This window comes from Pseudofrankia inefficax (assembly GCF_000166135.1).
GTDB lineage: Bacteria > Actinomycetota > Actinomycetes > Frankiales > Frankiaceae > Pseudofrankia > Pseudofrankia inefficax.
In genome coordinates this window covers 4268056-4280551 of record NC_014666.1, presented here as the reverse complement: position 1 = coordinate 4280551, position 12496 = coordinate 4268056, and the positions used below count along the sequence as shown (strand labels likewise).

At 72.2% G+C, this 12496-nt stretch carries 11 protein-coding genes; 9 read left to right on the top strand and 2 right to left on the bottom strand.

The genetic code is table 11. The features are described from left to right. Positions 1–47: 47 nt before the first annotated feature. From FRAEUI1C_RS17245 to FRAEUI1C_RS17210, 8 genes are all read left to right on the top strand, one after another. A complete protein-coding gene (locus FRAEUI1C_RS17245) occupies positions 48–1007 on the top strand; it encodes an ABC transporter permease (RefSeq protein ID WP_013424597.1) in 960 nt (319 codons plus the stop codon). Continuing rightward, a complete protein-coding gene (locus FRAEUI1C_RS17240) occupies positions 980–1762 on the top strand; it encodes an ABC transporter ATP-binding protein (RefSeq protein ID WP_013424596.1) in 783 nt (260 codons plus the stop codon). The genes FRAEUI1C_RS17245 and FRAEUI1C_RS17240 overlap by 28 nt, the downstream gene beginning before the upstream one ends. Then, complete coding sequence (locus FRAEUI1C_RS17235; protein ID WP_013424595.1) at positions 1762–3084, top strand: LLM class flavin-dependent oxidoreductase; 1323 nt, start codon at positions 1762–1764, stop codon at positions 3082–3084. The genes FRAEUI1C_RS17240 and FRAEUI1C_RS17235 overlap by 1 nt, the downstream gene beginning before the upstream one ends. 24 nt (positions 3085–3108) lie before the next feature. Continuing rightward, on the top strand, positions 3109–3912 hold the full coding sequence (locus tag FRAEUI1C_RS17230) for a class I SAM-dependent methyltransferase (protein ID WP_013424594.1): 804 nt from the start codon (positions 3109–3111) through the stop codon (positions 3910–3912). Positions 3913–4089: 177 nt separating this feature from the next. After that, the gene (locus FRAEUI1C_RS17225) at positions 4090–5133 is read left to right on the top strand and encodes a LacI family DNA-binding transcriptional regulator (RefSeq protein WP_013424593.1); all 1044 of its coding nucleotides are present in this window, start codon (positions 4090–4092) and stop codon (positions 5131–5133) included. Between the two features lie 154 nt (positions 5134–5287). Beyond that, positions 5288–6820 (top strand): L-arabinose isomerase, encoded by a 1533-nt coding sequence (gene araA / locus FRAEUI1C_RS17220; protein ID WP_013424592.1) that lies wholly within the window; start codon positions 5288–5290, stop codon positions 6818–6820. 34 nt (positions 6821–6854) lie between these two features. After that, the gene (gene araB, locus FRAEUI1C_RS17215; RefSeq protein ID WP_013424591.1) at positions 6855–8615 is read left to right on the top strand and encodes a ribulokinase; all 1761 of its coding nucleotides are present in this window, start codon (positions 6855–6857) and stop codon (positions 8613–8615) included. Then, complete coding sequence (locus FRAEUI1C_RS17210; protein ID WP_013424590.1) at positions 8612–9316, top strand: L-ribulose-5-phosphate 4-epimerase; 705 nt, start codon at positions 8612–8614, stop codon at positions 9314–9316. The genes araB and FRAEUI1C_RS17210 overlap by 4 nt, the downstream gene beginning before the upstream one ends. An 18-nt stretch (positions 9317–9334) precedes the next feature. Here the strand turns inward: FRAEUI1C_RS17210 and FRAEUI1C_RS17205 are convergent, their stop codons facing one another. Further along, a complete protein-coding gene (locus FRAEUI1C_RS17205) occupies positions 9335–10054 on the bottom strand; it encodes an LmeA family phospholipid-binding protein (RefSeq protein WP_013424589.1) in 720 nt (239 codons plus the stop codon). An 809-nt stretch (positions 10055–10863) separates the two neighbouring features. On the opposite strand from FRAEUI1C_RS17205, the gene FRAEUI1C_RS17200 reads away from it, so the two are divergent. Then, positions 10864–11556: a class I SAM-dependent methyltransferase gene (locus FRAEUI1C_RS17200; protein WP_041259424.1), complete on the top strand. Its 693-nt coding sequence runs from the start codon at positions 10864–10866 to the stop codon at positions 11554–11556. Positions 11557–11577: 21 nt separating this feature from the next. Here the strand turns inward: FRAEUI1C_RS17200 and FRAEUI1C_RS17195 are convergent, their stop codons facing one another. Further along, on the bottom strand, positions 11578–12465 hold the full coding sequence (locus tag FRAEUI1C_RS17195) for an aldo/keto reductase (RefSeq protein WP_013424587.1): 888 nt from the start codon (positions 12463–12465) through the stop codon (positions 11578–11580). Positions 12466–12496: the final 31 nt, after the last annotated feature.

Here is a 12496-nt window from a genome sequence, read left to right as displayed (position 1 = left end):
CGGGCGGCCTCTCGCCTTTCCCGACCGTTCACAGGCAGAGGTAAGCGATGCCCTCGCATCCCATCGCGGTCAATACCGCGCCCGCGCCGGCGAGCCCGGCCATCGAACCCGAACAGTTGTCGCCGCCCCGGCACCCGCCCGCCACCGCCCCGCCGGCCACCGCCCCACCGGCCCCTGCCGGCGGCAGCCGCGACCTCAGCCGTTCCGCTCCGGCCGCGGGCGACCGCAGGGGCGGCTCGCCCGTGCGCGGCCTGCGCCGCGCGCTGCGGCTCGCGGTCCCGGTCGCCGTCCTGGTGGCCTGGGCGGTCGGCTCCGAGACCGGCCTGATTCCCGCGCGCATCCTCGACTCGCCGCCGACCGTCGTCGACGCGCTCGGCCATCTGATCTCCACCCACCAGCTGCAGGACGCGCTGTCGATCTCCCTGCGCCGCGCCGGGGTCGGCCTGGCCCTGGGGCTCGCCGTCGGGCTCGTGTTCGGGCTGACCACGGGCCTCAGCCGGCTCGGCGAGGAACTGCTCGACGCCACGATGCAGATGGTCCGGATGATCCCGTTCCTGGCCATCACGCCGCTCGTCGTCGTGTGGTTCGGCATCGGCGAGACGGCGAAGACGGTGCTGATCGCGTTCGCGTGCACGTTCCCGATCTACCTGAACACCTATGCCGCCGTCCGGGCGATCGACCCGAAGCTGATCGAGGCGGCCCGCGTCTTCGGTGTCCGCGGTTTCGCGCTGACCCGGCGGATTATCATTCCGAACGCGATGCCCGGAATACTCGTCGGGCTCCGGTACTCGATGGGCGTCTCCATTCTCGCCCTCATCGCCGCCGAGCAGATCAACGCCGACTCCGGTCTCGGCTACCTGGTCGGGAACGCGCAGGACGCCTTCCGCAACGACATCATTCTCGCCCTGCTCCTCGTCTACACGGTGCTCGGGCTGCTCATCGACCTTTTCGTCCGCATCCTGGAGAGAGTGCTGCTGCCATGGCGAGCCACGGTGGTGAGCGCGTGACGACGACAGTCGAGGCGCCGCCGACCACCCATTCCGTCCATATCCGGGGCGCGGCGAAGTCGTTCGGGGACAAGCGGGTTCTCACCGATTTCGACCTCGACATCGCTCCCGGCGAGTTCGTCGCCCTGCTCGGCGCGTCCGGCAGCGGCAAGAGCACCCTGCTGAAGATCCTCTGCGAGCTGGAGACGGTCGACGACGGCACCATCCACGTCCCGGCGGCCTGCTCGGTGGTCTTCCAGGAGCCCCGCCTCATTCCGTCGATGCCGGTCTGGAAGAACGTCGTCCTCGGCCGGCCCAAGGCGCTCGCGTCACGCGCCGCGGCGAACGACGCCCTGGCCGAGGTGGGCCTGGCCGACCACGCCGACGACTGGCCGCGCACCCTGTCCGGCGGCGAGGCCCAGCGGGTCGCGCTGGCCAGGGCGCTGGTGCGGGAGCCCAAGCTGCTGCTGCTCGACGAGCCGTTCGCCGCCCTCGACGCGCTGACGAGGATCCGGATGCACAGCCTGGTCGCCCAGCTCTGCGCCCGGCACAACCCGTCGGTCCTGCTCGTCACGCACGACATCGACGAGGCGATCCTGCTCGCCGACCGCGTCGCCGTGCTCAAGGCGGGCCACAAGAGCCTCGACCGTCCCGTCGACATCCCCCGGCCGCGCTCCCGCGGCGGCGCCGCCTTCGAGGACCTGCGCCGGACGCTGCTGACCGAGATCGGCGTCAGCACCGGGCCCGACTCCCCGACCGACGAAACGAGCCGGTGATGACCTCCGACGACCGCGAGCTGCACCTCAACGTCAACATCCTCGACGCCGGCAAGCACCCGGGCGCCTGGCGGTTCCAGGACGATCCCCGGTCGTTTCTCGACATCGACTACTTCACGGAGATAGCCCGGCTGGCCGAGCAGGGCACGTTCGACGCGGTCTTCCTCTCCGACGGCGTCGCGCTGATCTCCGAACCGGCCGAGAAGCCGTGGCAGGCCCTGGAGCCGACGGTCCTGCTCGCCGCGCTCGCCCGGACCACCGAGCACGTCGGCCTCATCGGCACCGCGTCGACGACGTTCAACGACCCGTTCAACCTGGCCCGCCGGTTCTCCTCACTGGACCACCTCAGCCGGGGCCGTGCCGCGCTCAACGTCGTCACCTCCTACTCGCCGCGCGCCGCCGCGAACTTCGGCGTCCACGAGGTGCCCGACCACGAGGCCCGCTACGACCGGGCGGAGGAGTTCGTCGACGTCCTGACCAAGCTCTGGGACAGCTGGGACGACGACGCGATCATCGCCGATCAGGAGGCCGACGTGTTCGCCGACGCGGCCCGGCTACGCCCGATCCACCACGAGGGAGAGCATTTCTCCGTGCGCGGCCCGCTCAACGTGCCGCGCTCGCCACAGGGCCGCCCGGTGCTGGTCCAGGCGGGGTCGTCCGAGACCGGGAAACGCTTCGCGGCCCGGATCGCCGACGTGGTCTTCACCGCGCAGACCACCCATCGGGAAGCCGTCGACTTCTACGCGGACCTGAAGCACCGGGCCCGGCTTTTCGGGCGCGAGCCGGCCGCATTGGTCATTCTTCCCGGGCTGTTCCCGATCATCGGCTCCACCGAGGCGGAGGCGTTCGCCCGCAAGGCCGAGCTGGACGCACTGTTCCCGTATGACCTGGAGCTGCCCCGGCTGGCCGCGCAGCTGGGCCTCGACCCCGCCGACGTCCACCTCGACCGCGAGCTTCCCTACGACCTGCTCGCCGACGTCGGCCAGTTCGCCGGTTCCCGGGGCTTCTTCGAGGCCACGGTGAACCTCGCCCGCGACCGCGGCTACACCGTCCGCGAGCTCCTGCTCAGCAACGGCGGTGGCCACCGCCAGGTGGTCGGCTCGCCGGAGCAGATCGTCGACAGCATCGAGCACTGGTTCCGCAGCCGGGCCGCCGACGGCTTCAACCTCAACTTCGACGTCTTCCCGTCCGGGCTGGAAGCCTTCGTCGAGCACGTCACCCCCGAACTGCGCCGGCGCGGGCTCTTCCGCTCCGAATACACCGGAAACACCCTGCGCCACCATCTCGGCCTCCCCCACCCGGCCAACCAGTACGCGAAGTGATGTTGAAACGCTAGGGTCTGAACGGTGTCCAGCCAGCGGAAGCTCCGATATGCGGACGACGTGCTCGGGGGCCCGGAGGCGGCCGAACGGGCCCGGCTCGCGGCCATGGCCACGGTCTGCGACCCGACGACCATCCGGGTCCTGGACGAGCTGGGCGTCGCCGCGGGCTGGCGGTGCCTGGAGGTCGGTGCCGGCGGCGGGTCGATCGCGGCCTGGCTCGCCGGCCGGGTCGCCGCCACGGGCCAGGTCGTCGCGACCGACATCGACACCGGTCACCTGACCGGGCTGACCGCCGAGTGCCTGACGGTCCTGCGGCACGACATCACCCGGGATCCGCCACCGGACGGGGCGCCGTTCGACCTCATCCATGCCCGCTTCGTCCTGGAGCATCTCCCCGAGCGCGACAAGGTCCTGGACCGCCTGGTCACCTGGCTTCGGCCGGGCGGCACGATCGTGATCGAGTCGATCGCCAACTTCCCGCTCGACTCGTCCCCGCACCCTCCGTTCGGCCAGGCAATGCACGCGATCGGCCAGGTCCTGGCGAAGACCATCGGCACCGACTCGACCTGGGCGCGGCGCTTCCCAGGCCCGCTGGCTGACCGGAACCTCGTCGGCGTCGGGACGACCGCCCACCTCCCGGCCACCGGAGGCGCCAACGCCTCGGCTCTGTGCTGGACACTGACCCTGACCCGGCTGCGTGCGCGCATCCGGGAGTTCGACCTCGCCTCGGACGACACGCTGGACCAGGCGCTGGAACTGCTGGCGGATCCGGCGTTCTTCGATCTCGCGTTCGCGACGGCCATCGCCTGGGGCCGCCGACCGGCCTGAGGTCCGCGCAGCCAGTCGCGCTGCGCCAACCCGCCTTCGGTCAATGCTAAAGTGATCGCTAACATGGCGGGACGGCAAACACCATCCGGGTTCGGCGAACGTCGCGGGTCCAGCGAATTTCCACCCGCGGCAGAGGGCGAGGCTCGGGACCGCCCGGCGGCCCGGCGGCCGCCGGGGATGACCGACGTCGCCCGGCTGGCCGGCGTGTCGCACCAGACGGTCTCGCGGGTGCTGAACGACCACCCGAACGTCAAGGAGCAGACGCGGCTGCGAGTGCGCGCGGCGATGGAGCAACTCGGGTACCGGCCGAACCGGGCGGCCCGGGCGCTGGTCACCGGCCGCTCCCACGTCGTCGGGATCGTCGCGCAGAACACGGCGCTGTACGGGCCGACGGCGGTGCTGACCGCCGTCGAGCGGGCGGTGAGCGCGGACGGTTTCGCCGTCGGCGTGGCCAGCGTGCCGGTGCTCGACCGGTCCTCGATCGTCGACGCGGTCACCCGGCTGCTGGAGCAGCGGGTGGCCGGGATCGTGGTGATCGCGCCGGTCCGGTCGGCGAACGAGGCGCTGGACGACGTTCCGGACGACCTGCCGCTGGTGGTCATCGACGGCGACCCGGCCCGCCCGCGGCGCCTGGTGACCGTCGACCAGCGGCTCGGAGCCCGGCTGGCGACGCAGTGCCTGCTGGCGGCGGGGCACGAGACGGTCTGGCACGTGTCCGGGCCGCCGGACTGGTTCGACAGCGCCGAGCGGGTGGCCGGCTGGCGGCAGGCGCTGCTCGACGCCGGCGCCGAGATACCACCGGTCATCACCGCGAACTGGTCGCTGGACTCCGGGTACGAGGCGGGGCAGCTGCTCGCGGGGATCCCGCGGGCGCGCGCGGTCTTCGCCGCCAACGACCATCTGGCGCTGGGCATCATGAAGGCGCTGCGCGAGGCCGGCCGGTCGGTGCCCCGCGACGTGAGCGTCGTGGGGTTCGACGACATCCCGGAGGCGGGCTACGTCAGCCCGGCGCTGACGACCGTCCGCCCGGACTTCGAGGCCGTCGCCGCCCAGGCCGTTCACCTGCTGCGGGCCCAGATGGACGACCCGCCGGCGGGCGGGTTGCCGCGTCTCGCGCCGATCCCGCCCTGCCTGGTCGAGCGCGAGAGCGTCGCCCCGCCGCGCCGCGCGGCCGGCGCGAGGCCGCGCGCCGCGGCGGCGCGGCGCCCCGGCGACCAGTAGATCGTCGTCCCGACCCGCTCGCCGACGTTCCCTTGACGCCCGAAATGTTAGCGCTAACATCGAGCCTGTCCGGTTCCCGCCCGGTCGTCCATCCGCCGGCGCGCTCTGCCCATTCCGTGTGCCGGTGCCGGCATTTCCCCTGGGACGAGGCTGTATGTCGTTGCCCGCGCTTTCCCCGGCGCTGCCCGCGCTGTCCGGCGCCACCGTCTGGTTCCTCACCGGAAGCCAGCACCTGTACGGGCCCGAGACGCTCGACCAGGTCGCCGCGCAGTCGCGCCACATCGCGGCCGGGCTCGACGGCGACGCCACGATCCCGGCGCAGGTTGTCTGGCGGCCGGTGCTGACCGACGCCGACGCCATCGCCGACGCCTGCCAGCGGGCCAACGCGGACCCGTCGTGCGTCGGGGTGATCGCCTGGATGCACACGTTCTCCCCGGCGAAGATGTGGATCCGGGGGCTGGAGGCGCTGGACAAGCCGCTGCTGCACCTGCACACCCAGGCCAACCAGGCGCTCCCCTGGGACAGCCTGGACATGGACTTCATGAACCTCAACCAGGCCGCCCACGGCGACCGCGAGTTCGGCTACATCCAGACCCGGCTGCGCCTGCCCCGGGTGACCGTCGTCGGGCACGTGGACGACGCGCTGACCCGCCACCGCGTCGGGGCCTGGGCCCGGGTCGCGATCGCCCGCGCCGACCTGCGCGGCATGCGCCTCGTCCGCTTCGGCGACAACATGCGCGGTGTGGCCGTGACCGAGGGCGACAAGGTCGCCGCCGAGATCCGGTTCGGCGTCGCCGTGAACACGTACTCGATCAACGACCTGGTCGCCGTGGTGGACGCGGTCGGCGGCGTGGCGATCGACGAGCTGGTCGACGTCTACGACGAGCTGTACGACGTCGCCCCCGAGCTGCGCGCCGGCGGCCCGCGCCACGACGCGCTGCGCTACGCGGCCCGGGTCGAGGCCGGTCTGCGCCAGTTCCTCACCGACGGCGGCTACCGGGCGTTCACGACCAACTTCGAGGATCTCGGTGGGCTGCGCCAGCTCCCCGGCCTCGCGGTGCAGCGGCTGATGGCGGACGGCTACGGCTTCGGCGGCGAGGGCGACTGGAAGACCGCGCTGCTCCTGCGGGCCGTCAAGACGATGGGCGCCGGCCTGCCCGGCGGCACGTCGTTCATGGAGGACTACACCTACCACCTGGGCCCCGGGCCGCAGCGCATCCTCGGCGCCCACATGCTGGAGGTCTGCCCGACCATCTCCGCCGCCCGGCCCACGGTCGAGATCCACCCGCTGAGCATCGGTGGCCGCGAGGACCCGGTCCGGCTGCGGTTCACCGCCGCGCCGGGGCCGGGCGTCGTGGTCGGCCTGTGCGACCTGGGCGACCGGTTCCGGATGATCGCCAACGCGATCGACGTCGTGGAGCCCGACCACGAGCTGCCGAGGCTTCCGGTGGCCTGCGCGGTCTGGACGCCGCGGCCGACCCTGGCGACGTCCGCCGAGTGCTGGCTGACGGCCGGCGGGCCGCACCACACCGTCCTGAGCACCGCCGTGGACGTCGACATGGTGGAGATGTTCGCCGGGATGACCGGCACCGAGCTCGCGCTCATCGACGCGGACACCACGGTCCGGTCCTTCGTCGGCGACCTGCGGCTGAACGACCTGCACTTCCGGCTCGACCGCCACCGGTAGGCCAGCCCCCGCACGACCCTGGACGAGGAGCCTCATGACCACCACCGCCGAGCCCGCCGCGGCCGACGCGTGCGTCGTCGGCATCGACTTCGGCACCCTGTCCGGCCGCGCCAGCGTGATCCGGGTCCGCGACGGCCACGAGCTGGCGACCGCCGTGCACGCCTACCCCGACGGCGTGATCGACACCCGGCTGCCCGGCGGGCGGACGCTGCCGCCCGACTGGGCGCTGCAGAACCCGCGCGACTGGATCGCCGTCCTGGCCACCGCCGTCCCCGCCGCCGTGCGGGACGCGGGCGTGGACCCCGCCCAGATCATCGGGATCGGTACCGACTTCACCGCCTGTACGGTGCTCCCGACGACCGCGGACGGGACGCCGCTGTGCGAGCTGCCCGGCTACGGCGACCGGCCGCACGCCTGGCCGAAGCTGTGGAAACACCACGCCGCCCAGCCGCACGCGGACCGGATCAACGCCCTCGCCCACGCCCGCCGCGAGCCCTGGATCACCCGCTACGGCGGGAAGATCTCCAGCGAGTGGCAGGTCGCCAAGGCCCTGCAGGTCCTCGAGGAGGACCCGGAGGCCTACGCGGCCACCGAGCGCTGGATCGAGGCCGCCGACTGGATCGTCTGGCAGCTCACCGGCGTCGAGACCCGCAACGCCTGCACCGCCGGCTACAAGGGAATCCTCCAGGACGGCGCCTACCCGACCCCGGGCTTCTTCGCGGCGCTCAACCCGGCGTTCGCCGACTACGCGGACACCCGCCTGTCCACCGGGCTGCTCCCGCTCGGCGCGCCCGCCGGGCGCCTGACCGAGCGCGCCGCCGGGTGGACCGGCCTGCCCGCCGGCATCGTCGTCGCGGCCGGCAACGTGGACGCCCACGTCAGCGCCCCCGCGGTCGGGGTCACCGAGCCCGGCCACCTGCTCGCGGTGATGGGCACGTCCACCTGCCACGTCATGTCCGCCGACACCCTCGCCGAGGTCCCCGGGATGTGCGGCGTCGTCGACGGCGGCATCATCGCCGGCCGCTACGGCTACGAGGCCGGCCAGTCCGGCGTCGGCGACCTGTTCGCCTGGTGGACCGAGCACCACGTCCCCGGCTCCTACCGCGACGCGGCGCGGACCGCGGGGATCTCCCTGCACCAGCACCTGACCGCGCTGACCGCCGACGACCCCGTCGGCGCCCACGGCCTGCTCGCGCTGGACTGGATGAACGGTAACCGGTCGATCCTCGTCGACCACACGCTGTCCGGCGTGATCGTCGGCCTGACCCTGGCGTCCCGTCCCGAGCACGTCTACCGGGCGCTGCTGGAGGCGACCGCCTTCGGCACCCGCCGCATCCTGGAGGCCTTCCGCGACGCCGGCGTCCCCGTGGCGGAGTTCTACGCCGCCGGCGGGCTGACCCAGAACACCACCCTCATGCAGCTGTACGCCGACGTCCTCGGCTACCCGATCCACATCGCCGCGACCAGCCAGGCCCCGGCGCTCGGCTCCGCCATCCACGCGGCCGTCGCCGCCGGCGCCTACCCCGACGTCCCGGCCGCCGCGGCAGTCATGGGCCGGGTGCACCGCGACGCCTACCGGCCCGACCCGGCCCGGCACGACGCCTACACCCGTCTCTACGCCGACTACCGCACCCTGCACGACTACTTCGGCGCCGCGGGGACCGCGTCCGCCGGGGTCATGCGCAGGCTGCGCGGGATGCGCGACGCGGCCCGCCGCGAGCCCGCGCCGGCCCTGGCCTCTCCCGGTACGGCCGACCGCCGCGAACCGACCACCCTGACGGGAGACCCGCGATGAGCGCCCAGCCCCACTGGCCCGGCGTCGCCGAGGCCCGCGAGCGGCTCGTCGAGCTGCACCTGTCCCTCGTCGACAACGGCCTGGTCGCCTGGACCTCCGGCAACGTCTCCGCCCGCGCCCGCGGCGCCGACGGCCACGAGGTCATGGTGATCAAGCCGTCCGGTATCGACTACGCCGCGCTGAGCGCCGCGACGATGGTCGTCTGCGACCTGCACGGCGCCGTGCTCGACGGCGGGCTCAGCCCGTCCAGCGACACCGCGGCGCACGCCTACGTCTACCGCCACCGCCCCGACGTCGGCGGCGTCGTGCACACCCACTCCCCCTACGCCTGCGCCTGGGCCGCCCGCCACGAGCCGATCCCCTGCGTGCTGTCCGCGATGGCCGACGAGTTCGGCGGGCCCATCCCGGTCGGCCCGCTGTCCGCCATCGGCGACGACTCCATCGGGCGCGGCATCGTCGACACCCTCGACGGCCACCGCTCCCCCGCCGTGCTGATGGCCAACCACGGTGTCTTCACCATCGGCCCCGACGCCCGCGCCGCCGTGAAGGCCGCCGTCATGTGCGAGGACGTCGCCCGCAGCGCCCATTACGCCCACCAGCTCGGCATCCCCAAGGCGATCCCCCCGGACATGGTCGACCGGCTCTACAACCGCTACCAGAACGCCTACGGCCAACACGACCAGCCGACCCCGTCCGGCTGAGTGGGACGGCCGCTCGGTTCAGCAGCCGCGCAGCTGGGTGGTCGAGGTCTTGGTCGTGTCCAGGTTGAGATGATCAGCCTCCGCGGTGACCTCGACGCCGGCCGAGGTCGTCCGCGCCTCGGTCAGCCGAAGGTTCATCGGCAGTCCGGACAGCGGCACGTCGACGGTCAGGGTCCGCACGGCACCGGCCGGGATACTCAGGGCGCCCAGGCCGTCGACTCCCAGCGCGGTCGGCGCGATCGTGAGCCGGTTGTCCAGGACGGTGGCCCGCACATCGCCGAACACCTTGACCTGCCCGACGATCGGCACGTCGACCGGCGCCGAGACCCGCATGCCGTTCTTGGCCGCGGCCAGCCGGACGTCTCCCGGCTGGCCGGCGAGATAGGCGTTCAGGTCCGCGTAGGTCAGCTTTACCGTGCCGACCACCCGGTCGATCGGCATCGTCGTCACATCGTTGCCGATCAGCTTGCGCAGCGGCAGGTGCGCGCCGCGGACATGCAGGTCGATGTCGTCGACGCACAGGTCGGAGACGGCGACCCGATGAATCCGAAGCCCGATGTCCTTGTAGTTCCCCGCGACGACCTGCGTCAGGAACGGGAAACCGCCGACGGACGCCTCGGGCTTCGTCGGCAGCTGCTGGCTCTTCTGGACCTGGCTGACCATCTGCGACGCGGCGAGGTGAGCCGCCACCCGGTCCACGACGGCGAGACCCACCAGCTGCAGAACCAGGAGGGCCACCAGAATCCGCCGCCAAGGGCGTCGGCGGCCGGTTCTCCCGGGCGTCCCCGAGCTCTCAGGCGTGGTCGCCGCGAACGTCGGCGGTCGGGACTCGCCTGGCAGCACTGCCCCGGTCGGTCCCCAGCTCTCCCTGGCCTCGGGACCGCGAGGCCCCCGGGGCCTGCCGGTCCTGCGCCCGATCGGCCAGGTACGGGCGTCGGTGTCGTCCCCGGCTTCCTGCGTAGGACTCACGTCGTGGGGGCTCCGTCTCTCGTCGCCGGACCCCCACTCGTCGCCGAGCCGGCGACGGACCTTCGTCCGAGCGCGAGACAGCGGTGACAGGCGGCGCCTGAGGGGCCGATCCGATCTGTCTCACCAGGCTCCCCGGACCGACCCCCCGCGTCGTCATCTCCCAGGAGGCATTCCCGACTACCACGAACGCGGTACCCCACGCCCCGAGCACGACGGCCCCGCCCAGCCCGCCGACGAGACGGAACGAAACGCGCGTCCTTGGTCGCGCGGGACCCACCGTTGATCAAGGTCGTGGGACAGCGCCGAGCCGCACGGGCTTCTCTTGGATTCGGCCCTTGAACAGGCCAGCGGGGTCGATTCGAGGGTCGAAGCAGCGGTCCGGGGAATTCGAGGACCGAGGCGAACCTCGGGTTCCTACTGCTCAGGCGGCGGTCAGCTGTAGCAGGTGACCGCGCGCGCCATCCCAAACCCCACCACACGGGTCGGACTGGCGCCGCGCCAAAGGACTCGCGTCGACCGTCGGTAATCGGAGGGGAGCCGCCCGCGAGGTGGTGACCGGGCGGCGGCATAGTGTGGCTGTGCCGCGCTGGTCTCACAACTGGTCTCACAACGCCTACTACCAACGGCTGTTGCTGCGCCAGCTGCCGCGGCCCTGCCGGCGGGTGCTCGACGTCGGCTGCGGCGCCGGGGAGTTCGCGGCCCGGCTCGCCGAACACAGCGACCAGGTGGACGCCGTCGACCGCGACGCGCCGATGATCGAGCAGGCGAGGCAGACCACGCCTGACAACGTTCACTGCGTGCTCGCGGACGTGCTGACCGACCCGCTGCCGGCCAAGGACTACGACGCGATCGTCTCGATCAGCGCACTGCACCACATGCCGCTGCCGGAAACGCTTCCGGTGCTCGCGGCGGGCCTGAGGCCCGGCGGCATCCTCGCCGCCGTCGCCCTCCCCCGCCTGGACCTGCGTCACGAATGGCCCGTCGAGTTCGTCGCGGCCATCGCGCACCACACGCTCGGGGTCGTCTTTCTCGCGAACAGGCTGCTGTGGGGCACCAGCACGTTCTCGCACGAACATCACACGCGCACGGGCATGCCCGTCGTCATGAACCCGCCGCTGACCACGCGAGAGGTCGCGCGCCAGGCCGCCGCTGTCCTGCCCGGCGTGCGAGTCCGGCGGCTCCTGTTCTGGCGCTACCTCCTGACCTGGGAGAAACCGGTCTTCGACGCCGGCAGCCCCGACGCACCGAGGCCGCTGCGGCCGACCGAATAGCGCCAGATAGCGCGCTGCCGGTCAGGCTTCGGGGATGGCGCGGCCGAATGCTTCGAGGGTGATGTCCTCGGGCGCTGGGCCGCCGCGCACACCGGTGTTCAGCGCGTCGAGCGCGTCGAGCTGGCCGGGGGTGAGATCGAAGTCGAACACGGCGAAGTTCTCGGCGATGCGGGCGGGCTTGACCGACTTCGGAATCACCGAACGGCCCTGCTGCAGGCCCCAGCGCAGCATGACCTGTGCGGCGGTCCTGCCGTGCTCGGCGGCGATCGCGGTGATGGTCGGGTCCTCAAGCGTGCTGCCGAGCCCGTTCTTGGTCCGGTAGAAGGTGATGCCGCCAAGGGGCGACCACGCCTGGGTGAGAACGCCGTGCTTGGCGTCGGCGGCCTGGACGTCGGGCTGGGTGAAGTACGGGTGGAGCTCGACCTGGTTGACCGCCGCCACGATCTCGGTCGCCGCCAGCAGGCGGTCGAGGTGGTCGGGCATGAAGTTGCTGACGCCGATGGCGCGGACCTTCCCATCGGCCAACAGCTTCTCCAGCGCCTGGTAGGCGGCGATGGTCCGTTCGAACGCCGACGGCAGCGCCTGGTGCAGGATGAACAGGTCGATGACGTCGACGCCGAGCTTGGCGGCGCTCTTGTCGAACGCGTGCAGTGTCTGCTCGTAGCCGAAGTCGGAGATCCAGACCTTCGTCTCGATGAACACCTCCGACCGGTCGAGGCCCGAGCTGGCGATGGCCTGGCCGACCTCGCGCTCGTTGAAGTAGGCGGCCGCGGTGTCGACGTGCCGGTACCCGGTCTCCAACGCCGCCCGGACCGCGGCGATGGTCTCGGCCGGAGGGGTCTGGAACACACCGAAGCCGAGCGCGGGCATCTCGACACCGTTGTTGAGCGTGAACGTCGGAACAGTCATGACGAGCCTCCATTCACTAAAGCGCGGACGC

Bases quoted from the DNA above. Each gene is read 5' to 3' on its own strand.
- FRAEUI1C_RS17225 (WP_013424593.1), top strand. From the start codon at position 4,090: ATGACCGACGTCGCCCGGCTGGCCGGCGTGTCGCACCAGACGGTCTCG.
- FRAEUI1C_RS17235 (WP_013424595.1), top strand. From the start codon at position 1,762: ATGACCTCCGACGACCGCGAGCTGCACCTCAACGTCAACATCCTCGAC.
- FRAEUI1C_RS17210 (WP_013424590.1), top strand. From the start codon at position 8,612: ATGAGCGCCCAGCCCCACTGGCCCGGCGTCGCCGAGGCCCGCGAGCGG.
- araB (WP_013424591.1), top strand. From the start codon at position 6,855: ATGACCACCACCGCCGAGCCCGCCGCGGCCGACGCGTGCGTCGTCGGC.
- FRAEUI1C_RS17245 (WP_013424597.1), top strand. From the start codon at position 48: ATGCCCTCGCATCCCATCGCGGTCAATACCGCGCCCGCGCCGGCGAGC.
- FRAEUI1C_RS17195 (WP_013424587.1), bottom strand. From the start codon at position 12,465: ATGACTGTTCCGACGTTCACGCTCAACAACGGTGTCGAGATGCCCGCG.
- FRAEUI1C_RS17240 (WP_013424596.1), top strand. From the start codon at position 980: ATGGCGAGCCACGGTGGTGAGCGCGTGACGACGACAGTCGAGGCGCCG.
- araA (WP_013424592.1), top strand. From the start codon at position 5,288: ATGTCGTTGCCCGCGCTTTCCCCGGCGCTGCCCGCGCTGTCCGGCGCC.